The 21,371-nt window shown below is 57.6% G+C and carries 19 protein-coding genes; 14 read left to right on the forward strand and 5 right to left on the reverse strand.

What is annotated here, in order from left to right; genetic code table 11:
• Nucleotides 1-27 precede the first annotated feature (27 nt).
• Nucleotides 28-348 (reverse strand): hypothetical protein, encoded by a 321-nt coding sequence (locus MTX78_RS05620; protein WP_243800683.1) that lies wholly within the window; start codon nt 346-348, stop codon nt 28-30.
• 164 nt (nt 349-512) lie between these two features.
• A complete protein-coding gene (locus MTX78_RS05625; RefSeq protein ID WP_243800687.1) occupies nt 513-2,057 on the reverse strand; it encodes a hypothetical protein in 1,545 nt (514 codons plus the stop codon).
• Between the two features lie 177 nt (nt 2,058-2,234).
• Between MTX78_RS05625 and MTX78_RS05630 the strand changes: the two genes are divergently transcribed.
• The 10 genes from MTX78_RS05630 (at nt 2,235) to ilvA (ending at nt 14,435) form a co-directional block, all read left to right on the forward strand.
• Nucleotides 2,235-3,401, forward strand: a complete 1,167-nt coding sequence (locus MTX78_RS05630) for a 2-isopropylmalate synthase (RefSeq protein ID WP_243800689.1) — start codon at nt 2,235-2,237, stop codon at nt 3,399-3,401.
• Between the two features lies 1 nt (nt 3,402).
• A complete protein-coding gene (gene leuC, locus MTX78_RS05635; protein ID WP_243800690.1) occupies nt 3,403-4,797 on the forward strand; it encodes a 3-isopropylmalate dehydratase large subunit in 1,395 nt (464 codons plus the stop codon).
• 15 nt (nt 4,798-4,812) lie between these two features.
• Nucleotides 4,813-5,409, forward strand: coding sequence for a 3-isopropylmalate dehydratase small subunit (gene leuD / locus MTX78_RS05640; RefSeq protein ID WP_243800692.1), 597 nt, complete (start codon nt 4,813-4,815; stop codon nt 5,407-5,409).
• On the forward strand, nt 5,397-6,521 hold the full coding sequence (leuB, locus tag MTX78_RS05645; protein ID WP_243800694.1) for a 3-isopropylmalate dehydrogenase: 1,125 nt from the start codon (nt 5,397-5,399) through the stop codon (nt 6,519-6,521). Before leuD ends, leuB begins: the two co-directional genes overlap by 13 nt.
• A gap of 210 nt (nt 6,522-6,731) precedes the next feature.
• Nucleotides 6,732-7,637 (forward strand): branched-chain amino acid transaminase, encoded by a 906-nt coding sequence (locus tag MTX78_RS05650; protein ID WP_243800696.1) that lies wholly within the window; start codon nt 6,732-6,734, stop codon nt 7,635-7,637.
• Nucleotides 7,638-7,701: 64 nt separating this feature from the next.
• Entirely contained in the window at nt 7,702-9,420 is a 1,719-nt protein-coding gene (ilvD, locus tag MTX78_RS05655) for a dihydroxy-acid dehydratase (RefSeq protein WP_243800698.1), read from the forward strand.
• Nucleotides 9,421-9,457: 37 nt separating this feature from the next.
• Nucleotides 9,458-11,140, forward strand: coding sequence for a biosynthetic-type acetolactate synthase large subunit (gene ilvB, locus MTX78_RS05660; protein ID WP_243802813.1), 1,683 nt, complete (start codon nt 9,458-9,460; stop codon nt 11,138-11,140).
• Nucleotides 11,141-11,246: 106 nt separating this feature from the next.
• The gene (gene ilvN / locus MTX78_RS05665; RefSeq protein ID WP_206986200.1) at nt 11,247-11,855 is read left to right on the forward strand and encodes an acetolactate synthase small subunit; all 609 of its coding nucleotides are present in this window, start codon (nt 11,247-11,249) and stop codon (nt 11,853-11,855) included.
• A 70-nt stretch (nt 11,856-11,925) separates the two neighbouring features.
• Nucleotides 11,926-12,993 (forward strand): ketol-acid reductoisomerase, encoded by a 1,068-nt coding sequence (ilvC, locus tag MTX78_RS05670; RefSeq protein WP_243800700.1) that lies wholly within the window; start codon nt 11,926-11,928, stop codon nt 12,991-12,993.
• Between the two features lie 173 nt (nt 12,994-13,166).
• Nucleotides 13,167-14,435 (forward strand): threonine ammonia-lyase IlvA, encoded by a 1,269-nt coding sequence (gene ilvA, locus MTX78_RS05675; protein ID WP_243800701.1) that lies wholly within the window; start codon nt 13,167-13,169, stop codon nt 14,433-14,435.
• 109 nt (nt 14,436-14,544) lie between these two features.
• Here the strand turns inward: ilvA and MTX78_RS05680 are convergent, their stop codons facing one another.
• Entirely contained in the window at nt 14,545-15,405 is an 861-nt protein-coding gene (locus tag MTX78_RS05680; protein WP_243800702.1) for a dienelactone hydrolase family protein, read from the reverse strand.
• A gap of 492 nt (nt 15,406-15,897) precedes the next feature.
• On the opposite strand from MTX78_RS05680, the gene MTX78_RS05685 reads away from it, so the two are divergent.
• The 3 genes from MTX78_RS05685 to MTX78_RS05695 all read left to right on the forward strand — a co-directional run bounded on the left by MTX78_RS05685 (nt 15,898) and on the right by MTX78_RS05695 (nt 19,774).
• A complete protein-coding gene (locus MTX78_RS05685; protein ID WP_243800703.1) occupies nt 15,898-17,412 on the forward strand; it encodes a xylulokinase in 1,515 nt (504 codons plus the stop codon).
• Complete coding sequence (gene xylA, locus MTX78_RS05690; RefSeq protein WP_243800704.1) at nt 17,402-18,733, forward strand: xylose isomerase; 1,332 nt, start codon at nt 17,402-17,404, stop codon at nt 18,731-18,733. The genes MTX78_RS05685 and xylA overlap by 11 nt, the downstream gene beginning before the upstream one ends.
• A 168-nt stretch (nt 18,734-18,901) precedes the next feature.
• Nucleotides 18,902-19,774 (forward strand): hypothetical protein, encoded by an 873-nt coding sequence (locus tag MTX78_RS05695; protein ID WP_243800705.1) that lies wholly within the window; start codon nt 18,902-18,904, stop codon nt 19,772-19,774.
• Between the two features lie 29 nt (nt 19,775-19,803).
• On the opposite strand, the gene MTX78_RS05700 is transcribed toward MTX78_RS05695, so the two are convergent.
• Nucleotides 19,804-20,175 carry a cupin domain-containing protein gene (locus tag MTX78_RS05700; protein WP_243800706.1) on the reverse strand — a complete coding sequence of 124 codons (372 nt, stop codon included), beginning with the start codon at nt 20,173-20,175 and terminating at the stop codon, nt 19,804-19,806.
• A 22-nt stretch (nt 20,176-20,197) separates the two neighbouring features.
• Nucleotides 20,198-20,440: a Kazal-type serine protease inhibitor family protein gene (locus MTX78_RS05705; protein WP_243800707.1), complete on the reverse strand. Its 243-nt coding sequence runs from the start codon at nt 20,438-20,440 to the stop codon at nt 20,198-20,200.
• Nucleotides 20,441-20,815: 375 nt separating this feature from the next.
• Here MTX78_RS05705 and MTX78_RS25330 point away from each other — a divergent pair, with 375 nt between their 5' ends.
• On the forward strand, nt 20,816-21,250 hold the full coding sequence (locus MTX78_RS25330) for a CsbD family protein (protein WP_317258929.1): 435 nt from the start codon (nt 20,816-20,818) through the stop codon (nt 21,248-21,250).
• Nucleotides 21,251-21,371: the final 121 nt, after the last annotated feature.

The following is a 21,371-nucleotide window of genomic DNA, read 5'->3' on the forward strand; positions in this document are numbered from 1 at the left end:
TATAGAGAGCTACAGTAGGTATAGATGCTATTCTGTCAAGCCCAGCTTTCGGGTGAGCCAATTTTTTGGCACTTCCACCGTCATTTCTACCACCGGCTTATCGGTTTTGTCTTTCAAGCGCTTGCTGAGTCGAGTCAGCTTGCCTTCCTCGCTGTTGCGAGAAAGCAGAATCTTACCGTAATCACGAACAACATTGACCGCCTTGGGCAGCGTAACGCTTACGGTTACCTCTTTATACTCCGTTTCGGGAAGCGGCGGATCAGCTGCTCGGCGGCTCTGAGCCTGGCCACTCACGGCTGTGAATAGCAATAGGGCAAGTAAAAGCGTGAGCAGTTTGCGGATAGACATTGGACCCTCTTAACACTATAAAGATGCTACTGCTGTAAATAGGGTTGTCTGAACGTGGTTGCAAAACTGCCACGGTTTTCCGTTGATGCAAGCCGTTTGTTCACTAGGGCGTTCGTCGGGAAGCTCAAACGGAGAGTGGCTACCCGCTTGGCTATCAATGGGCATTACTTCATCTGCAGAAATTTGCGCCTCATCACTTCCTGCACCGGTGTGTTGTTGATCTTGCTATCCAGCCACGAAACGATGTCTAGGTACAGGAAGGGCCGGTTTTCGAATGGATTAGCCGCTATAACAATCAACTTCTCGCGGAGCGCAACAAACGCCTCACGCACTTGATGTGGCGCAATGTTGCCGACGTTGCGCAGAAACCGAAAAATTTCCACCTGCATAGGTTGTTGGTCGTTCATCATGCCCAAGAAGCGGTAAACAGACCGTACCTGATATTCCAAGCTGGCATCTTCGCCGGCTTCGTAGTGCGCAATCAGGTTAAGGATACGGGCGAAGCACTGCAAATCTTCGCGCAAACTCAGGTCTTTGTGCTGAATGATGAGGTTCAAATACTCAATGGCCTTCTGGTATTGGCCACTGCCAAAGTAGAGGCTGGCTATCTTATAATAGAACACCAATGTGCGGTGCATATCCAACTGCGACTTGTAGTGTTCCAGGTTCTCCAACAACTCCGGAATGATTTCCAGGCCTTCGGTAAAGCGGCCTTCCAAGAAATAGGCGTTGATCTTGTTGGTATAGATGTACTGAAACAGCAGAATCTCGGTGTTGGGGCTGCTGCGCCGGGTTTGGTTGGCAGCAAATTCTTCCAGCGTTTTCAGCACCTCCATGAACTTGCTGTAGTACAGCATATTGTAGAGCGTGGCCAGCAGGTTGTGTAGGCCCTTGATGTAAAGCATGGCCTGCAAATCTTTCATGTGCGGGGCCTGCTCAAACAAATCCACCCACTTCTGCGCATAGCGGTAGCAAGCCCGGAAATCCTGGTTGAGCGTGTAGTACCACACGTGCGCTTGGTAGAAATACAGCTTCTCGAAAAAGCCGCCTTTGCTGTCCTCGAAGGGTGGCAGGTTTTCCCGGAAGAAAGCGGTAATCTGCTCATGGTCGGCGCGGTTGCGGGCGTGGCCGGCTTTCAGGTACAGCCCATAGAGCCGCAGGGAGGCATTGGAAAGCGCGTGCATTTTGCCCAAATGCTCGACCGTGTCTACGGCCTCGGTTGCCAGGGTTTCGGCGCGGTCTTTTATGCTGCGCGTGATGTACTGGCTTTCGATGAGCTTCTCGAAATCTAGCGCCAGCAGCACGATGTGCGGCATTTCCACCTGCCGAGCGGCCACTTTCACCTTCTCCAGCATGCGTAGGCTTTGCTGGTAGAAGCCCTTGTTGTAGAGCACCCGCGCATAATCGAGCTGCTCGTGCAGTTGAATGTCGGGGTTCTGGCCGGCGTGGTAGACCCGCAGGCTGGAGAGGAGCTGCTTATAGAGGTTGGCTTTCAGGTTGGCGAGCTGCACCCGCTTGAGCGTCGGGACCTGCACGAGTATCTGCGTCTCATCATAGGATTCTAGCGCCTCCAAGGCGTCGAAAAGTTGAAGGAACTTCAGGTCTTCGGAGGAACCTTGCCGGTTGGTAAAAAGCCGGAAATGGCGCTTTTCGGAGCGGGTAAGAGACTTTATTAACTGAAAAATGGGCTCTGTACTTCGGTTGGGCATCGTAAGAAGTTATTCATTAAGCTACTGATAAATAGATAGTTGAATTCGATAGAAGAGAAGTTGGAAATAGTAGAACTAGACAAAGAGCAGTTTACAAGGGGAGATAGAACACGGTACTTAGATCAATAATCAACACCTCGTTCCAGTTGACAAGGCTGTTTACAAGACTATTGTAGCATGGCGCATCAGCAAATACAAATCTTTGATACTACGCTCCGCGACGGCGAACAAGTGCCGGGCTGCAAGCTAAACAGGGAAGAGAAACTTGTTATTGCTCGACAGCTAGAACTACTCGGCGTCGATGTAATTGAGGCCGGTTTTCCCGTTTCCAGCCCCGGCGACTTTGCCGCCGTGCAAGCCATAGCCGCTCAAACCCGCGAGGCTACCGTATGCGGCCTGTCCCGCGCCGTTGAAAACGACATCCGGGTAGCTGCCGAGGCGCTGCAAAAGGCCCGTTACCCACGCATCCACACCGGCATCGGTACTTCCGACGTGCACATCCTGCACAAGCTCTGTACCACCCGCGAAGACGTACTAGAACGTGCTGTTGCCGCGGTAAAGCTCGCTAAAAGCTTCGTGGAAGATGTGGAATTTTACGCCGAAGACGCTGGCCGTACCGACAACGAGTTTCTAGCCCGCGTGTGCGAGGCGGTTATTAAGGCCGGTGCTACCGTCCTCAACATCCCCGATACCACTGGTTACTGCTTGCCGCAGGAGTACGGTGCCAAAATCAAGTTCCTCCAGGAAAATGTGCGGGGCATTGAAAATGTGCGGCTCTCTACGCACTGCCACAATGATTTGGGGCTGGCCACGGCCAACTCTATTGCCGGCGTGATGAACGGTGCCCGTCAGATTGAATGCACCATCAACGGGGTAGGGGAGCGGGCCGGTAATACGGCGCTGGAGGAAGTGGTGATGATCTTGCGTCAGCACCCATACCTCAACCTCGATACCCGCATTAACACCCGCCTGCTAGCCGAAACTTCCGCCATGGTGTCGCACCTGATGACTATGCCGGTACAGCCCAACAAGGCGATTGTGGGTTCCAATGCGTTTTCGCATTCCAGCGGCATCCACCAAGACGGCATCATCAAGCACCGCGAAACCTACGAAATCATCGACCCCAAAGAAGTGGGCGTCGCCGATTCTTCGATTGTGCTCACAGCGCGTTCGGGCCGTGCGGCGCTGGCCTATCGGCTCCAGAAAATCGGGTACGACTTCGAGAAAATCACGCTCAACAAAGCCTACGCCTGCTTCCTCCAACTAGCCGACCGCAAGCGGGAGGTGGTGGACGAGGATTTGCACGCCTTGGTAGAACAGGAAAAACTGGTAGCAGTCAACTAACATGGCCAAGTCCTTATTTGATAAAATTTGGGATGCGCACGTGGTAAAAACCGCGCCAGGCGGCTTGGATATCGTGTACATCGACCGGCACCTGATTCATGAGGTAACCAGCCCGCAGGCCTTCGACGAACTCGAAGCCCGCAACCTGCCGCTCTACCGCCCCAACCGCATCTTGGCTACCGCCGACCACAACGTTCCGACGCGCAACCAGCACCTCCCCATCGAGGAGCCGCTGTCTCGCTCGCAGGTGGATAAGTTGACTGCGAACTGCGAAAAGTACGGCGTAGAGCTGTATGGCTTGGGCCACGCCCGCCAGGGCATCGTGCACGTAATCGGGCCGGAATTGGGTTTGACGTTGCCCGGCGCTACCATCGTGTGCGGCGACAGCCACACCTCTACGCACGGCGCATTTGGCGCAGTGGCGTTCGGTATCGGTACCAGCCAGGTGGCGCAGGTAATGGCTACCCAGTGCTTGCTGCTGAGCCGCCCGAAGCGCATGCGCATCACTGTGGATGGCGAGTTGCGCCGCGGCGTGACGGCTAAAGACCTGATTCTCTATATTATCTCGCAGCTCGGTACCGGTGGTGCCACGGGCTATTTTGTTGAATACGCGGGTAGTGCTGTGCGCGGCCTGAGCATGGAAGGCCGGATGACGGTCTGCAACATGAGCATCGAAATGGGGGCGCGCGGCGGCCTTATTGCCCCCGATGCTACTACGTTTGCCTATGTCGAAGGCCGCGCCTACGCCCCGAAGGGCATTGTGTGGGAGCAGGCAGTAGCCTACTGGAAAACCCTGTATTCCGACGACGATACGGTGTTCGACGCCGAACACCACTTCAGCGCCCGCGACATTGCCCCGATGATAACCTACGGTACCAACCCCGGGATGGGCATTGCCTTGAACGGCAACATCCCAAGCGAGGTAGCTGCCAGCGAGTCTGAGAGCTTCGATAAGTCACTGGCCTACATGGGATTCCAGCGCGGTGAGTCGTTGTTGGGTAAGGAAATCAACTACGTGTTCATCGGCAGCTGCACCAACTCGCGCATCGAGGATTTGCGGGCGGTGGCGGCCTATGTGCAAGGCAAGCAGAAAGCCAAGCACGTGGAGGCCATCATCGTACCCGGTTCCAAGCAAGTCGAGCAGCAAGCCATTTCCGAGGGCTTAGACAAGATTCTGGCCGAAGCTGGTTTCGAGCTACGCGAGCCTGGTTGCAGTGCTTGCCTGGCCATGAATGAGGACAAGATTCCGGCTGGCGCGTACTGCGTGGCCACGTCCAACCGCAACTTCGAAGGCCGCCAAGGGCCGGGCTCGCGCACGTTGCTGGCATCGCCGCTGGTAGCGGCCATCACGGCCGTGCAAGGCCGCATTGTCGACATCACGCAGTACTTAAACTAAGCGCCGCCGACAGCCATGGAAAAGTTTCAGACCCTACACTCCAGCGCGGTGCCGCTGCCACTCGAAAACATCGACACGGACCAGATTATTCCGGCCCGTTTCCTGAAAGCCACCACGAGGGAGGGCTTCGGCGAGAACCTGTTTCGTGACTGGCGCTGCAACGCCAACGGAACGCCGAAGCCCGACTTCGTGCTCAACGACGCGCGCTACAGCGGCCAGATTCTGTTGGCCGGCAAAAACTTCGGTTGCGGTTCCAGTCGGGAGCACGCCGCGTGGGCCCTGTATGATGCCGGTTTCCGGTTGGTGATTTCCAGCTACTTCGCCGACATCTTCCGCGGCAACGCCTTGAATACCGGCCTGTTGCCGCTGCAAGTAACCGACGCCGAACTAAGCAACCTGTTTGCCCTAGTGGAGCAGAACGCCAACACCCAATTTGTGGTGAACCTGCCCGAGCAGACCTTGCACGTGCCGGCCACCAACCAAACAATTCACTTCGATATCGACCCCTACAAGAAGGAATGCCTGATTAATGGGTACGACGACATCGATTTTCTAGTAAGTCAGAAACAGGCCATCGAAGCCTACGAACAAAGCAGAACATGGGCATGGTAAGCAAGAAAATAGCGGTATTGCCCGGCGACGGTATCGGGCCGGAGGTGTGTAGACAGGCGGTGAAGGTGCTACAGGCCGTAGCCGAGCGTTTCGGCCATCGGTTCGAGATGCGCAACCATCTGATGGGCGCGTGCGCCATCGATGCCACCGGCGACCCGCTGCCCGAAGCCACCCTCACTGCCTGCCGCGAGGCCGACGCCGTTCTGCTAGGTGCCATCGGCGACCCGAAATACGACAACGACCCCTCCGCCAAGGTGCGCCCCGAACAGGGTTTGCTGCGCCTGCGCAAGTCGTTGGGCTTGTACGCTAACATTCGCCCCGTAACGGCTTACGACGTGCTGCTGAACCACTCGCCCCTGAAGCGGGAGCGGATTCAGGGCACCGACATGGTCATCTTCCGCGAGCTAACCGGCGGCATCTACTTCGGGGAGAAAGGCCGCACCGCCGACGGTACCAGTGCCTACGACCACTGCACCTACAGCCGCGACGAGATTCTGCGCATCGCACACCTCGCCTTCAAAGCCGCTGCGGGCCGCCGCCAAAAGCTGACGCTGGTTGACAAGGCCAACGTGCTGGAAACCTCCCGGCTCTGGCGCGAAGTGGTCCGCGAAATGGCCGCCCAATACCCCGAGGTGGAGGTGGATTACCTGTTCGTGGACAACGCCGCCATGCAGATTATCCTGAACCCCACGCAGTTCGACGTGATTCTGACCGAGAACATGTTCGGCGACATCATTTCCGACGAAGCCTCCGTCATTGCCGGTTCGATGGGCTTGTTGCCCTCGGCTTCGGTAGGCGCGGAAGTGGCCTTGTTCGAGCCCATTCACGGTTCGTATCCGCAGGCGAAGGGCAAAGGCATTGCCAACCCCATTGCCGCTATTCTATCGGCCGCTATGTTGCTGGAGCACTTGGATTTGAACACGGAAGCCGCCATGGTGCGCGAGGCCGTGGACGAAGCCCTGCACAACGGCATCCTGACCCAAGAACTCAGCCCCAATGCTCCGTACAGCACTGAAGAAGTAGGCAGCTACATCGCCTTCTGGATTGCTGATTCCAACGAGAAGCAGTGGAACAAAAACAACGTGGAAATCGGCGCTAGCACGATTATCTAACGCTTCAAAAGCCCGTCATGCTGCGCCTGCGCCCAACACGACGACCCCGCCGACCCCATGCATAAGAACCTGCTATTGGTGATTATAGTGATTATTCCTTGCCTCGCGGGCGCATAGGAACAGCTTTTTGTATCTCGACAAAAGCCTTTCTAAGCCCCGCGCTCAGGAAGGCTTTTCTTTTGGCTTCTCTTCTTCTCAAGTTCCACACGCATGTATTTCAATCCCGACACCCTCGCTTTTGTAGACGGCGAGTTCGTGAAAGCCGATCAAGCGCAGGTTAGCTCGTATGCGCAGTCGCTGCACTATGGCTATGCTGTTTTTGAAGGCATTCGGTCGTATGCTACACCGGCGGGCACGCAGATTTTCAAGGCCAAGGAGCACTACGAGCGGCTGCAATATTCCTGCAAGTCGGTGGGGTTGCCGCTGTCTTACTCCATCGAGGAGATGACGGAAATCACCTACCGGCTGCTCGAACTCAACAACCTGTCGGATGCCTACATCCGGCCGCTGGTGTACGCCGGCACGCCCAACATGACCCTCAAGCACGCCAGCACCAGCAACCTGATGATTGCCGTGTGGGATTGGGGCAAATACCTCGGCGACCAATGCCTGCGCCTCAGCATTTCGCCCTACCAGCGCCCCAACCCTAAGGCCGTGCCCATCGAGGCCAAAGTGTCGGGCCACTACGTCAACTCCATCATTGCCAGCTCGGAAGCCCGCGGCCGCGGCTTCGATGAAGCTTTGCTGCTGGACATGAACGGCTTCGTGGCCGAAGGACCCGGCGCCAACTTCTTCTTCGAGAAAGACGGTGAACTGTTCACCGCACCTCCCGGCAGCATCCTGCGCGGCATCACCCGCAACACCATCATCGATTTGGCCCGCGAAGCCGGCATCAAAGTCACCGAAAAGTTCTTCACCCCCGACGAGCTGCAAGGCGCAACCGGCGCCTTCTTCACCGGCACTGCTGCGGAAGTAATTGGCATCACTTCCATCGACGACTTGGTGTTCAGCACGCCTTACCAAGATACCCTCGGCCATGTGCTAGCCGAGCGCTACCACGCCCTAGTAACCGGCCAATCGGTAGCCCACAGCCAAAACCTTGAAGTGAAAGCCTAGCGCACCATTCCGACCACCGCACCGCTCTCCGTCCGCATTTCCATTCCTGATCTACGCTCTGAAAATGATTCTCAATAAGTACAGCCGCATCTACACCCAAGACGACAGCCTGCCGGCTTCCCAAGCCATGCTGATTGGCTCCGGTTTGTCGGACGAAGACTTGCGCAAGCCGTTCGTGGGCATCTGCTCCACCGGCTTCGAGGGCAACACCTGCAATATGCACCTCGACGGCCTGGCCGATGGGGTGAAGCTAGGCGTGCAGGCGCAGGGCTTGGTGGGGCTGCGGTTCAATACCATTGGGGTCAGCGACGGCATCACGAACGGTACGCCGGGCATGCGCTTCTCGCTGGTGTCGCGCGAAATCATTGCTGATTCCATTGAGGCCATGGCCGGCGCGCACAACTACGACGCCATTGCCACGGTGGTGGGCTGCGACAAGAACATGCCGGGTGCCCTGATTGCCATGGCGCGCCTGAACCGGCCTTCGCTGATGGTGTATGGCGGCACGATTAAGGGCGGCCACTTCAAGGGGCAGCAGCTCAACATCGTGTCGTGCTTCGAGGCGTACGGCAAGAAGCTGCAAGGGCAGATTTCTGATGAGGATTACAAAGGCATCATCCACAACGCCTGCCCTGGTCCGGGTGCTTGCGGGGGGATGTACACGGCCAATACCATGGCGTCGGCCATCGAGGTGTTGGGCATGAGCGTGCCGTTCTCATCGTCGTCGCCGGCGGTGAGTACCGAGAAAAACCAGGAGTGCCTGGATACCGGGGTGTACCTGCGGCGCCTGCTGGAGCGCGACATCAAGCCCCGCGACATTCTGGTGCGCGAGGCCTTCGAGAATGCGTTGGTGATGATTACGGTGCTCGGCGGCTCGACCAACGCAGTGCTGCACCTGATTGCCATTGCCCACGCGGCCGGCGTGCACCTCACCATGGAAGACTTCCAGGAAGTCAGCAACCGGGTGCCGGTGCTGGCCGACCTCAAGCCGAGCGGCAAGTACCTCATGGAAGACCTAGCGGCGCTAGGCGGCGTGCCCGCCGTGATGCGCACCCTGCTCGATGCCGGCCTGCTCCAAGGCGACCTGCTGACCGTAACCGGCCAAACGCTAGCCGAAAACCTAGCGGATGTGAAGCCGCTCGGTGCCGAGCAAGACCTGCTCCGTCCGCTCAGTAACCCCATCAAAGCCGACGGCCACATCCAGATTCTCTACGGCAACCTGGCCCCGAAAGGCGCCGTGGCCAAAATCACCGGCAAAGAAGGCTTGCGGTTTGAAGGGCCGGCTGTCGTGTTCAACTCCGAAGAAGAACTCAACGAGGGCATCGTGCAAGGCAAAATCAAGGCCGGCAACGTGGTGGTGATTCGCTACGTGGGGCCGAAAGGCGGACCCGGCATGCCGGAAATGCTGAAACCAACTTCCGCCATCATCGGCGCCGGCCTCGGCGACAAAGTGGCCTTGATTACCGACGGGCGGTTTTCGGGTGGCACGCACGGCTTCGTTATCGGCCACGTCTGCCCCGAGGCCTACGACGGTGGCCCGATTGCCCTGGTGGAAGATGGCGATTGGGTGGTGCTCGACGCCAGCACCAACACCATGGACGTGCAGCTAGAGCCCGCGCTGCTGGACTTGCGCCGCAGCCAGTGGCAACGTCCGCGCCCCAACGCCACGCAAGGAGTACTCCTCAAATATATCCGCACGGTCAGCGACGCCAGTCACGGCTGTATCACCGACTTAGACGAAAGCTATGTTAACGAACGAGCAATCAGCGCAAACCCTGCCTGAGTTTACCGCCACGGCGGTACAGCCGGAAACGGAAACCATGACCGGCGCGGTGGCCACCTTACAGGCCCTGCTGGCGGAAGGCGTGGATACCATCTTCGGGTATCCGGGCGGGGCCATCATCCCGATTTACGATGCCCTCTACGACTTCAAAGAGCAGCTAAACCACGTGCTGGTGCGCCACGAGCAAGGCGGCATCCATGCGGCGCAAGGCTACGCGCGCTCTTCCGGCAAGGTAGGAGTGGTGTTTGCTACCTCCGGGCCGGGTGCTACCAACCTGGTAACAGGGTTGGCTGATGCGCTGATTGACAGCACGCCGCTGGTGTGCATCACGGGGCAGGTGTTCGCGCACTTGTTGGGCACCGATGCTTTCCAGGAAACCGACATCATCAACATCACTACCCCCATCACCAAGTGGAATTACCAGGTAACCAACGCCGAGGAAATCCCCGAGGCGCTGGCCAAGGCGTTCTACATTGCCCGCAGCGGCCGGCCCGGCCCGGTGCTGATTGACATCACCAAGAACGCACAGCAGCAGAAGCACGATTTCGCGCCGTACGTGCCCTGCACGCACATCCGTAGCTACCGCCCCGTGCCCATCGTGCGACCCGAATATATCCGCGAGGCCGCGGCGATTATCAACCAAGCCAAGCGCCCATTTGTGCTGTGGGGCCAGGGCGTGATATTGGGCAAGGCCGAGCAAGAGTTCAAAGCCTTTATCGAGAAAAGCGGCATTCCGGCCGCCTGGACCATCCTCGGGGCCGGTGCCTTGCCCACCGACCACCCCCTAAACGTGGGGATGCTCGGGATGCACGGCAACTATGGCCCCAACGTCCTCACCAACGAGTGCGACGTGCTGATTGCCATTGGTATGCGTTTCGACGACCGAGTAACCGGCCGCCTCGACAAGTACGCCAAGCAAGCCAAGGTCATCCACCTCGACATCGACCCCACCGAAATCGACAAGAACGTGGCTACCACGGTGCCCGTGTGGGGCGACTGCAAAGAGACGCTGCCGCTCCTCACCGCGCTGGTTGACGCCAAACTGCACCCCGAGTGGCACGAGCGGTTCCGGGTGCACATGGAGCAGGAAGTGGACGCCGTCATCCGTGAGGAACTGTTCCCGACCAGCGAGGAAATGACCATGGGCGAAGTCATCCAGCAACTCAACGAGCTGACGGAAGGCGAGGCCGTGATTGTAACCGATGTAGGCCAGCACCAGATGGTGGCCTGCCGCTACGCCAAGCTCAACAAAACCCGCAGCAACATCACCAGCGGCGGCCTCGGCACCATGGGTTTCGCGCTGCCGGCGGCCATCGGGGCCAAGTTCGGTACGCCGCACCGCCCGGTGGTGGCCATCATCGGCGACGGAGGCGTGCAGATGACCATTCAGGAACTCGGTACCATCATGCAAACCGGCGTCGACGTGAAAATCATCATCCTCAACAACCGCTTCCTCGGCATGGTGCGGCAGTGGCAGGAACTCTTCAACGACCGGCGCTACTCCTTCGTGGATATTGCCAGCCCCGACTACGTGACCGTAGCCAGTGGCTATGGCATCAGCGGCAAGCGGGTAGAAGCCCGCGCCGAACTGAAGCAGTCGCTGCAACAGATGCTGGAGCACCCCGGCTCTTTCCTGCTGGAAGTCATGGTATCGAAAGAGAACAACATCTTCCCCATGGTGCCCCAAGGGTGCAGCGTAGCCGAAATCCGGCTGCGGTAACTCGAAGGTGAAATTGTGAAGGGTGAAGTTGTGAATGACAACGTTTCATCTACGCAACTGCTACACCATCAGGGCTTCACAATTTCACCTTTCACAATTTCATATCATGAGTCAGCAAGCATCCATCGACCGGCAGGAATACAACATCACGGCGTACACGGAAAACCAGGTGGGGCTGCTGAACCGCATTGCCATCATTTTCTCGCGCCGCAAAATCAACATCGAGAGCCTCAACGTGTCGCCTTCTGAAATCGAGGGCATTCACCGCTTCAACATCGTCATCAACGAAACCGAGGAGGTAGTCGGCAAGTTGGCCCGCCAAATCGAGAAGCAGATTGAAGTGTTGAAAGTGTATTACAACACCAACGCCGACGTGATTTGGCAGGAAATGGCGCTCTATAAAGTGCCTACCGATGTCATTGCCGAGAAGGCCATTGTGGAGCGGTTGCTTCGCGAAAACGGCGCCCGCGCCGTGGTGATCCGCAAGGATTACACCGTGTTTGAAACCACCGGCCACCGAGAGGAAACCGACAACCTCATCCGCGTGCTGCAACCCTACGGCCTCATCGAGTTTGTGCGCAGCGCCCGCATCGCCATCATCAAAGCCAGCGACGGATTCAACAGCAAGCTCCGCGAGTTCGAGCGCCGCGAGCCAAGCACCGAGCCCGCCGAAAACGAATACCTCAACAGCCGCGACAAGGTGTTCACGATGTAGATCAGCCCGCATCGAAACGGCTAATTCAACAAAGAAAACAACACATTCACCCTTAATAGCCCACAGCAAAATGGCACAAATCAATTTTGGCGGAGTAGACGAAACTGTAGTTACCCGCGAGGAATTTCCTTTGGAAAAGGCGCTGGACGTTCTCAAAAACGAAACTATTGCCGTAATCGGGTACGGGGTGCAGGGTCCCGGCCAGGCGCTCAACATGCGCGACAACGGGTTCAACGTCATTGTTGGCCAGCGCGAAGATTCTCCGTCGTGGGAGCGGGCGCTGAAAGATGGTTGGGTGGAAGGCGAAACGCTGTTCTCGATTGAGGAAGCGGCGGAGCGCGGCACCATCATCTGCAACCTGCTCTCCGATGCCGGCCAAATTGCGCTGTGGCCCACGCTGAAAGCCAAGCTGACACCCGGCAAAACGCTGTACTTCTCGCACGGCTTCGGCATCACCTTCAACGACCAAACCAACATCATCCCACCCGCCGATGTAGACGTGATTCTGGTAGCGCCCAAGGGCAGCGGCACCAGCCTGCGCCGCTTGTTCGTGGCCGGTGGTGGCCTCAACTCATCGTTTGCGGTGTACCAAGATGCTACGGGTAAAGCCTATGAAAAAGTAGTGGCGATGGGCATTGGTGTAGGTTCGGGTTACCTGTTTGAAACCGACTTCAAGAAGGAAGTATACTCCGACCTCACCGGTGAGCGGGGCGTGTTGATGGGCGCTTTGGCGGGTATCATTGAAGCGCAGTACCAAGTGTTGCGCCAGCGCGGCCACTCGCCTTCCGAAGCCTTCAACGAAACCGTGGAAGAACTCACCCAAAGCCTCGTGCCGCTGGTAGGTGAGAACGGCATGGACTGGATGTTCAGCAACTGCTCGGTAACCGCGCAGCGCGGCGCCCTCGACTGGAAAGGCCGCTTCCGCGAAGCCACCCTACCCGTCCTCAACGAGCTATACGACAGCGTAGCTTCTGGCAAAGAAGCCGAGCGCACCATTCAGCGCGGTTCTACCCCCAACTACCGCTCGGAGCTGGAAACTGAACTCAAAGAAGTGCGCGACTCCGAGTTGTGGCAGACCGGCGCCACCGTACGTCAGCTCCGCTCGAAAGCCGCGGAAAAAGTGGAAGAGTTAAGCTAGTAGCGTACTGGCTGAATAAGATCAGGCCAAGAAAAGAACGTCATGCTGAGCTTGTCGAAGCATCTCGCGTGCTGATATATGATTACTATTCCTGCATCAGCACGCGAGATGCTTCGGCAAGCTCAGCATGACTTGTTCTAGTCTCACGTGGAGACACACCAATTACGAAGGATATGGAAAAGGAAGTAGCCGCGCCGCTGGCCGTGACGCTGGAAAATGTGGAGCAGGCCGCGCGCAACCTGAAAGGCGTCATCTATAAAACCCCGCTGCTGCAAAACCACGGCCTCTCGCGCACCTACAACGCGACGGTGCTGCTGAAGCGGGAAGATTTGCAAGTGGTGCGCTCCTACAAGATTCGGGGCGCCTACCATAAGATGCTCACGCTGCCGCCCATTAGCGGGGAGCGGGAAATAGTGTGCGCCAGCGCCGGCAACCATGCGCAAGGCGTGGCTTATGCCTGCCAGATGCTCGGTTTGAAAGGCTACATTTTCATGCCCGCTGCCACGCCCGCCCAAAAGGTGGACAAAGTGCGGCTCTTCGGTAAAGAATACGTGGAAGTGGTGCTCACCGGCGCCAGCTTCGACGATTCGTTCCGCTCCGCCCGCGAGTTCTGCGACGAGCGGGGCAGCACCTTCATTCATCCCTTCGACGACCTTGCTATTGTTGAAGGCCAAGCCACCGTCGGCCTGGAAATCCTGAAAGCCGCCACCGTCCCTATCGACTACTGCTTCATGCCCATCGGCGGCGGCGGACTAGCCTCAGGTGTGGCCAGCGTGTTCCGGCAGCTCAGCCCCTCTACCAAGCTCATCGGCGTGCAGCCCTTGGGGGCACCTTCCATGTACTCGGCCATCCGCGGCAACCAGCACGCCGCCTTAGCCAGCATTGACAGTTTCGTGGACGGCGCGGCCGTGAAGTGCCCCGGCCAGCTGACCTACGAAATCTGCCGCGAGCTGCTCGATGAGGTGGTGCTGGTGCCGGAAGGCCAAATCTGCCAGGACTTGCTGAAGATGTACAACGAGGAAGGCATCGTGCTCGAACCGGCCGGTACGCTCACTATTTCGGCGCTGCACCAGTTTCGGGAGCAAATCAAAGGCAAAACGGTGGTGTGCGTCGTCAGCGGCTCCAACAACGACATCACCCGCATGGAGGATATCAAGGAGCGCGCCATGCAGCACCAGGGCCTCAAGCACTACTTCATGGTGACCTTCAACCAGGCCCCCGGCGCCCTCCGCCGCTTTGTCAACAACGTGCTGCACGAAGGCGACGACATCATCCAGTTTCAGTACATCAAGAAGAACAACAAGGAAAAAGGCCCCGTCTTCATCGGCGTCGAAGTCAAACAGCCCCACGACGTAGAAGGCATCAAGGCCCGCATGGCAGAAGAAGGCTTTGCCTTCGAATACCTAAACGGCAAGCAGGATTTCCTGGCGCTATTGGTGTAAGTGAAAGTATTTCATGCTCCGACTTAAACGAACTAGCCCGTAGTGCTCAGCACTACGGGCTAGTTCGTTTTAAGAGGATTATCGTTCTGATTTTGCAGTCTGCTGATTCCTATGCTAGCTTCTCTTTGAATAACTTCAGCGTCCGGTCCCATGCGAGTTTAGCAGCTTCGGCGTTGTAACGTGCAGGGGAGGAATCGTTGTTGAAAGCGTGGTTGACGCCTTCGTACACGTACTGCTCGTACTTGATGTTGTTGGCTTTGAGGGCAGCTTCGTAGGCGTCTTTGCCAGCGTTTACCCGCTCATCGAGGCCAGCGTAGTGGAGTAGGAGAGTGGCTTTGATTTTGGGCACGTCTTCAGCTTTGGGCTGGGTACCGTAGTAAGCCACGGCGGCGTTGAGCTTGGGCTCAGCTACGGCTAGGCTGTTGGCCATGGCCCCGCCCCAACAGAAGCCGACGCACCCGGTTTTGCCGTTCGAGTCTTTACGGCCGCGCAGGTAGGTGAGGGCTGCTAAGTAGTTGTTCAAGTTCTGCTGCTTATCCAGCTTGCCGATCATGGTGCGGCCTTCATCCTCGTTGGCAGGCGTGCCGCCAAATACCGACAGCGCATCAACGCCCAAGGCTAGGTACCCCGCCTGCGCCACGCGGCGCGTTACGTCCTTGATGTGAGGCGTGAGGCCGCGGTTTTCGTGAATCACTACTACAGCGCCTAGTTTTTTCTTACCCTTCGGGTGCACCAAGTAGCCTTTCATGGTCACGCCGGCGTCGCCGGGCCACGTTGCTTCTTCAGTCACGAGGTCATCGGTTTGCTCGGGTACTGTGGCGGCTTGGGCATAGCCGGGCTCCAGCACGGCCAGCGCTGCTGCAGCCATAGCCGCGCCGCCGGTTAGCTTGTGTAGGCGGTCTAGGAAGTCGCGGCGGCTGAGAGGGGCGTGGGTGTACTCGTCGAACAGGTTGATAATGCGCTGGTCCATGAGGGGCTGAGGAGGAAAAGCTTGAGGAAAACAGAAGTTTTAAATAGGGGGCCTTTGGCCCTTCCGCTACTAGGCACGGAGGCAAGTTGGTGGCAGCAGCGCAGCCTTATTTGTAAAAGACAAAAGCGCCCTCGCAAATGGTTGCTTGCAGCAACTCATCTCTAGTTGCTAAGCTACCTGGAACGCAGCCAGGAAAACAAGGCGAGTTGTGTCCAGCCGGAAAATTATTGGACAATATAATTCCGGTTGCGCCATTCTCTGGAATCGTTCCCGGCAACGGTTTCGGTATATTTATTTAGCTAGTTGGCCCGCATAATCGGTTTTGCAAACGTTATCGTTGGTGGAGTTGCGGTATATTTCGTCCGAGAAGCTGCTAAACCCTCCGCTTGTACCGGGCCATGTAGGCACGGCATATAGGGTCCTTCAACGCTTCACTTCTTCGTCCTTCTTGTTGGCTTTTGCCGTCATACTTTTTGTTTTGCTTTTCTCTCTATGAAATACCTGCTGGGATACGACATTGGCAGTTCCTCCATCAAAGTAGCGTTACTCAGCGTCGACACCGGGAAGTGTTTGGCTAGCGCCACATCGCCGAAACAGGAGATGGAAATCGTGGCGAAGGCTGCGGGTTGGGCTGAGCAGGAGCCGGAGCGGTGGTGGCAGGAAGCCGTGAATGCCACCAAGCAGTTGAAAGACAAGTTCAGCTTCGACCCGGCCTTGGTAGCCGGCATCGGCATCACCTACCAAATGCACGGGCTGATTCTACTTGACAAAGCCGGCAAGGTGCTACGCCCAGCCATTATCTGGTGCGACAGCCGGGCTGTCGACTACGGCAACCAAGCTTTCACCGACCTGGGTGAAGAGTACTGCCTGCATTACCTGCTCAACTCACCGGGCAACTTCACCGCTTCCAAACTGAAGTGGGTGAAAGAAAACGAGCCGGCTATCTACGAGCAAATCCATAAGGTGCAACTGCCCGGCGACTATATTGCTTTCCAAATGACGGGGCAACTGCAAACTACCGTTTCTGGTTTGTCGGAAGGGGTGTTCTGGAACTTCCGGGAGCACAGCGTCGCCCAGGGCTTACTCGACTACTATGGCCTTGACCGGGACTTGCTGCCCGAAGTAGTGGACACCTTCGCCGAGCATGGCCGCCTGACGGCCGAGGCTGCGCAGGAACTGGGGTTGCACGCTGGTACGCCCATCAGCTACCGGGCCGGCGACCAGCCCAACAATGCTTTCTCGTTGAACGTGTTGGAGCCCGGTGAAATAGCGGCTACTGCTGGGACCAGCGGTGTGGTATATGGCATCAGTGAAACGCCCGTTTCCGATCCTCGCTCCCGCGTTAACACCTTCGTGCACGTGAACAGTACGGAAGCCCAGCCCCGCAATGGCGTGCTGATGTGCGTGAACGGCACGGGTATCCTAAATAGCTGGCTCCGCAAAGTGGTGGGCGAACTACCCTACGACGAAATGAACCAACTGGCCGCACAAGCCCCAGTGGGAGCGGAGGGGCTGTTGTTTCTCCCCTTCGGCAACGGCGCCGAGCGTATTTTGGAAAACCGCCCCACCGAAGCCGAACTGCACGGGCTCAGCTTCAATAGGCACTCCCGCGCACACGTGCTGCGGGCCGCCCAAGAAGGCATTGTATTCGCCTTCAACTATGGCCTCGACATTATGCGGGGCATGGGCGTGCAGGTGCAGAAAGTGCGTGCCGGCAGTGCCAATATGTTTTTGAGCCCACTGTTCCGGGAGGCTTTCGTAAACAGCAGCAACGTAACACTAGAGTTATATAACACAGACGCTGCGCAAGGTGCAGCTCGGGGTGCCGGCATCGGGGTAGGCGTATACGCTAGTCCTGCCGAGGCATTTGGCAGTTTAGAGCGTTTGCTTACGCTGGAGCCCACCCCCGACTTGCAGGAGCAGTACCAGGGCGCCTATGCTCGCTGGCACCGCACCCTGACGCAACAGATCCTTTCATCCACAACCCAACCATCCCATGTCGAGTAACACGCTGACGAAGACCGAGTTTTTCACGGGCATCGCGCCCATCCAGTACGAAGGCCGCGAGTCGGACAACCCGCTGGCCTTTAAGTGGTACGACCCGACCCGCGTGGTGGCCGGCAAAACCATGCAAGAGCACCTGCGCTTCGCCGTCTCCTACTGGCACACCTTCACCGGCACCGGCGGCGACCCCTTCGGCCCCGGCACCAAGCAGTTTGCCTGGGATGCGCACCACGACATCCTGGGCCGGGCCCAGGCTAAGGCCGATGCCGCCTTCGAGTTCTTCACCAAGCTCGGCACGCCCTACTACTGCTTCCATGACATTGACCTGGTGGACGAGGGCAGCTCGCTGAGCGAGTACGAGCGCAACCTGAGCGCCATCGTGGACTACCTCAAGCAGCACCAGCAGGCGAGCGGCGTGCAACTGCTCTGGGGCACGGCCAACGTGTTTTCCAACCCGCGCTACATGAACGGGGCCAGCACCAACCCCGACTTCTCGGTGGTCGCCTACGCGGGCACGCAAGTGAAAAACTCCATCGACGCCACCATTGCCCTGGGCGGGCAGGGCTACACCTTCTGGGGGGGCCGCGAGGGCTACATGACCTTGCTCAACACCAACATGAAGCGCGAGCTGGCGCACTTGGGCCAGTTCCTGACCATAGCCCGCGACTATGCCCGCAAGCAGGGCTTCACGGGCAAGTTCTTCATCGAGCCCAAGCCGGCCGAGCCCACCAAGCACCAGTACGACTTCGACGCGGCGACCGTGCTCGGCTTTTTGCGGGAGCACGGGCTGCAGGACGACTTCATGCTGAACCTGGAAGTGAACCACGCCACGCTGGCGGGCCACACGTTCCAGCACGAGCTGCAAGTAGCGGCCGACGCCAACCTGCTGGGCAGCATCGACGCCAACCGGGGCGACTACCAGAACGGCTGGGACACGGACCAGTTCCCCAACAACCTGAACGAGCTGACCGAGTCGATGCTCATCATTTTGGAGCACGGCGGCATCCAGCCGGGGGGCATCAACTTCGACGCCAAGACGCGGCGCAACTCCACCGACTTGGAGGACATCTTCATTGCCCACATTGCCGGCATGGACACGTTTGCGCGGGCGCTGGTGGTGGCCAACGATATTTTAGAGAAGTCGCCCTACAAGCAGTTCCGCACCGAGCGCTACGCCTCGTTTGATGCCGGCGAGGGTGCCGCTTTCGAGAAAGGCCAGCTGACGCTGGAAGACCTGCGCACGATTGCCCACAACGCGGGCGAGCCGCCGCTGAAGAGCGGCAAGCAGGAGTGGCTCGAAGCCATCATCAACCAGTATATCTAAGCGCAAGCTATAACCAACAAAAAAGAGGACCTACCGCAAGGTGGGTCCTCTTTTTTGTTGCGCTCTGTGGTATTGCTACAGCTGGGTTGCTGCTGGTATGTATGCTTCCAACACAGAGGAGTGAAGCTGCCTCGGCTTGTAGTCAAGGCCCATTGCGTAATTTGGCGTATGAATTCGCTGATCTACTTGGCCTACGGGTTGCCTGACCTGATTAATGAGGGCATTTATAGCATCCTCTCGTATCAGCGACTTGCGCGGCGCGACTTGGCGCAGATACTTATCTACACCGACCAGCCCACGGAGTTCCAACAGGTACTTGGGACACCGGCCAACATACAGTACCCGCCCATTAGTGCGGGGCAATGGCAAGCTTGGCGCGGCAGCCGGGTGTATTTGCTGAAAATAGAGGTGCTAAAGCACGCAGCTGAACACTATCCCGGCAACCTGTTATTCGTGGATACGGATACTATCTGGCAACAAGATCCGGAACCCATCTTCCATGCCCTTGGTGGTGGGCAGCGCTACATGCATGTCTGTGAGGGGGTGATGGCGGAAGGAGATTATTTAAGCCAGAAAATCTACCGCCGTCTACGGGGGCACCAGTGGCAAATCAATGGCCGCACGTTCACTTTGGATGCCACCACACGGCTCTACAATTCTGGAGTGCTTGGCTTCCCAAGCCACGACGCCAGCTTGTTGGATGGCATACGGGAGCTGGCTGAGCAGCTGTATGCCACCTACAACAAGCATATTATGGAGCAGCTAGCCTTTAGTATGCAGTTCCAAACGGATAGGACGCTGGCAGAGGCTGCGCCGTATGTGCTGCATTACTGGAACCTCAAAGAAATCCGTCCGGTGCTGACGCAACTAGTGCACCGCTACGCACCGCAAGGGCTCGATGTGCTTTACGCCCAACTCAGCCGGGTGAACATCTCCGAACTGCACGCACAAGAGCTGGCGTATCGAGGACTGGCTGGCTGGCAGCGCACGTTGCTGAAGCTTCAGGGCCGGCGGTGGCGTCTGCCGCACATCGACGTGTAGCCAGTCCGCTTAGGTGCGCCGCCACTAGCTTATCCTTCCTCCCGATGCACAGTGGCGGGGTTGAAGGCCGGCACGCACACCGACCAGTACTCGCATTCCGCATCGAACGGGTTGGAATAGCGCACTCGTGCCCCCGCCTTGATCAGCAACGACTCGCCAGCAGTTAGCTCCACTACGTCGCCGTCGATTTCAAACCGCTTGTGGCCTCGTACCACAATCGTTACTTCATCGAACTCCGGGGTCTGGTGGGGCTCGCTCCACTGGGGCGGGGCTACCATATGGGCCACGCTGTACTGGGCGGTTTGGGTGCTAGCTAAGCCAATATGCTCTTCAATGAGCTTCCCATCGGTGGTGGGCACAACAAACGGGTTCTGCTGGCGGAAATAGCGCTTCTCAGGCATAGTACGCAATGATAGGGGAGGGTTAGGGCTTTTGCGAACCGGGGCAGGCACCGGGCTTGAAGCTGGTGAGGCCCGCATTGGTGGCCGTACAGGCGTTGCCGTACGTTTTGCCGTCGCAGCCGCATACGGGGTCATACTGCATGGTGCACATGGCATCCGTACGAATTTTGGCTGGGTCGATGCAGGGTTTGGCGGCAGTGGGAGGGGTCTGTTTCTGGCAGGCTCCCGATAGCAGCAAGACTAGCAGAGGCAACAAGATTCTCATGAGCGTACGCGAAGAGTGGAGTGCGAAAGTAGAACTTCGGCGTCATATACGGCTACACGGCCCGGCTAGGGGAGGAGCGGGTTTAGGGTGGCGGTGGTCCATCTAAGCTATCCGCTTTAGGCAGCGCAAAGGGTGCAACGGCCATTGTACGGCGGAGCTATATTCCGTTGGCGGCATGCCGAGCAAGTAGGAAACCGCTATATTGTGAAACCCTACTTTTTTAGGGCTCAATGAAAACCTGTGCAGCTTGGCGCCGTATTAGGCTCAGAATGGCAGAAACTTGATACGCTGGTGACAGCCTATTTAGCGCGGCGGCCACCACTCGGCCACCGAGAGTCATTGATCTGAAATTCATCACCTTTCTCTCTCCACACTATGTCGTATTACGAAGAAGACAACTCGGGTAAGATTCTCCTCGCTGCTTTGGCTGGTGCCGGTGCCGGTATCATTGCTGGTTTGTTGATGGCTCCCGATAAAGGCAAAGCCACCCGCGAGAAAATCGGCAGCGCTGCTACCAAGTACAGCGGCCAGTTTGGCGAGCAGTTCTCTAAATACACTGAAGACCTGGACGCTAAATTCAAAGGCTACGTTGAGAAACTAGAAGACCTAGGCATCGGTGGTGCTGGCAGCAGCTTGAAGCTGAAAGGCACCTGGGACGACGCCAAAGGCAAGCTGAAGCAGCAGTACGCGCAGCTGACCGACGAAGACCTAGAGTATGCCGAAGGCAAAAGCGACGAGCTAGTAGGCCGTTTGCAGCAGAAACTCGGCAAAGCTAAAAGCGAAGTCGTGAAAATGCTGAATGATTTGTAGGCTACACCAGCCTTCTACAAAAGCCTCTGTTTTCGCAAGAAAGCAGAGGCTTTTTTTGTTAACCTAAACCTAATCAGGACCGTTAGCACACTCAAGAAAGTTGCTTGCTGGAAGCTGCCCA

The organism is Hymenobacter tibetensis, from assembly GCF_022827545.1.
GTDB lineage: Bacteria > Bacteroidota > Bacteroidia > Cytophagales > Hymenobacteraceae > Hymenobacter > Hymenobacter tibetensis.

Coding starts and splice junctions, on each gene's coding strand:
- MTX78_RS05620 (WP_243800683.1), bottom strand. CDS start 348: ATGTCTATCCGCAAACTGCTCACGCTTTTACTTGCCCTATTGCTATTC.
- MTX78_RS05625 (WP_243800687.1), bottom strand. CDS start 2,057: ATGCCCAACCGAAGTACAGAGCCCATTTTTCAGTTAATAAAGTCTCTT.
- MTX78_RS05630 (WP_243800689.1), top strand. CDS start 2,235: ATGGCGCATCAGCAAATACAAATCTTTGATACTACGCTCCGCGACGGC.
- leuC (WP_243800690.1), top strand. CDS start 3,403: ATGGCCAAGTCCTTATTTGATAAAATTTGGGATGCGCACGTGGTAAAA.
- leuD (WP_243800692.1), top strand. CDS start 4,813: ATGGAAAAGTTTCAGACCCTACACTCCAGCGCGGTGCCGCTGCCACTC.
- leuB (WP_243800694.1), top strand. CDS start 5,397: ATGGGCATGGTAAGCAAGAAAATAGCGGTATTGCCCGGCGACGGTATC.
- MTX78_RS05650 (WP_243800696.1), top strand. CDS start 6,732: ATGTATTTCAATCCCGACACCCTCGCTTTTGTAGACGGCGAGTTCGTG.
- ilvD (WP_243800698.1), top strand. CDS start 7,702: ATGATTCTCAATAAGTACAGCCGCATCTACACCCAAGACGACAGCCTG.
- ilvB (WP_243802813.1), top strand. CDS start 9,458: ATGACCGGCGCGGTGGCCACCTTACAGGCCCTGCTGGCGGAAGGCGTG.
- ilvN (WP_206986200.1), top strand. CDS start 11,247: ATGAGTCAGCAAGCATCCATCGACCGGCAGGAATACAACATCACGGCG.
- ilvC (WP_243800700.1), top strand. CDS start 11,926: ATGGCACAAATCAATTTTGGCGGAGTAGACGAAACTGTAGTTACCCGC.
- ilvA (WP_243800701.1), top strand. CDS start 13,167: ATGGAAAAGGAAGTAGCCGCGCCGCTGGCCGTGACGCTGGAAAATGTG.
- MTX78_RS05680 (WP_243800702.1), bottom strand. CDS start 15,405: ATGGACCAGCGCATTATCAACCTGTTCGACGAGTACACCCACGCCCCT.
- MTX78_RS05685 (WP_243800703.1), top strand. CDS start 15,898: ATGAAATACCTGCTGGGATACGACATTGGCAGTTCCTCCATCAAAGTA.
- xylA (WP_243800704.1), top strand. CDS start 17,402: ATGTCGAGTAACACGCTGACGAAGACCGAGTTTTTCACGGGCATCGCG.
- MTX78_RS05695 (WP_243800705.1), top strand. CDS start 18,902: ATGAATTCGCTGATCTACTTGGCCTACGGGTTGCCTGACCTGATTAAT.
- MTX78_RS05700 (WP_243800706.1), bottom strand. CDS start 20,175: ATGCCTGAGAAGCGCTATTTCCGCCAGCAGAACCCGTTTGTTGTGCCC.
- MTX78_RS05705 (WP_243800707.1), bottom strand. CDS start 20,440: ATGAGAATCTTGTTGCCTCTGCTAGTCTTGCTGCTATCGGGAGCCTGC.
- MTX78_RS25330 (WP_317258929.1), top strand. CDS start 20,816: ATGTCGTATTACGAAGAAGACAACTCGGGTAAGATTCTCCTCGCTGCT.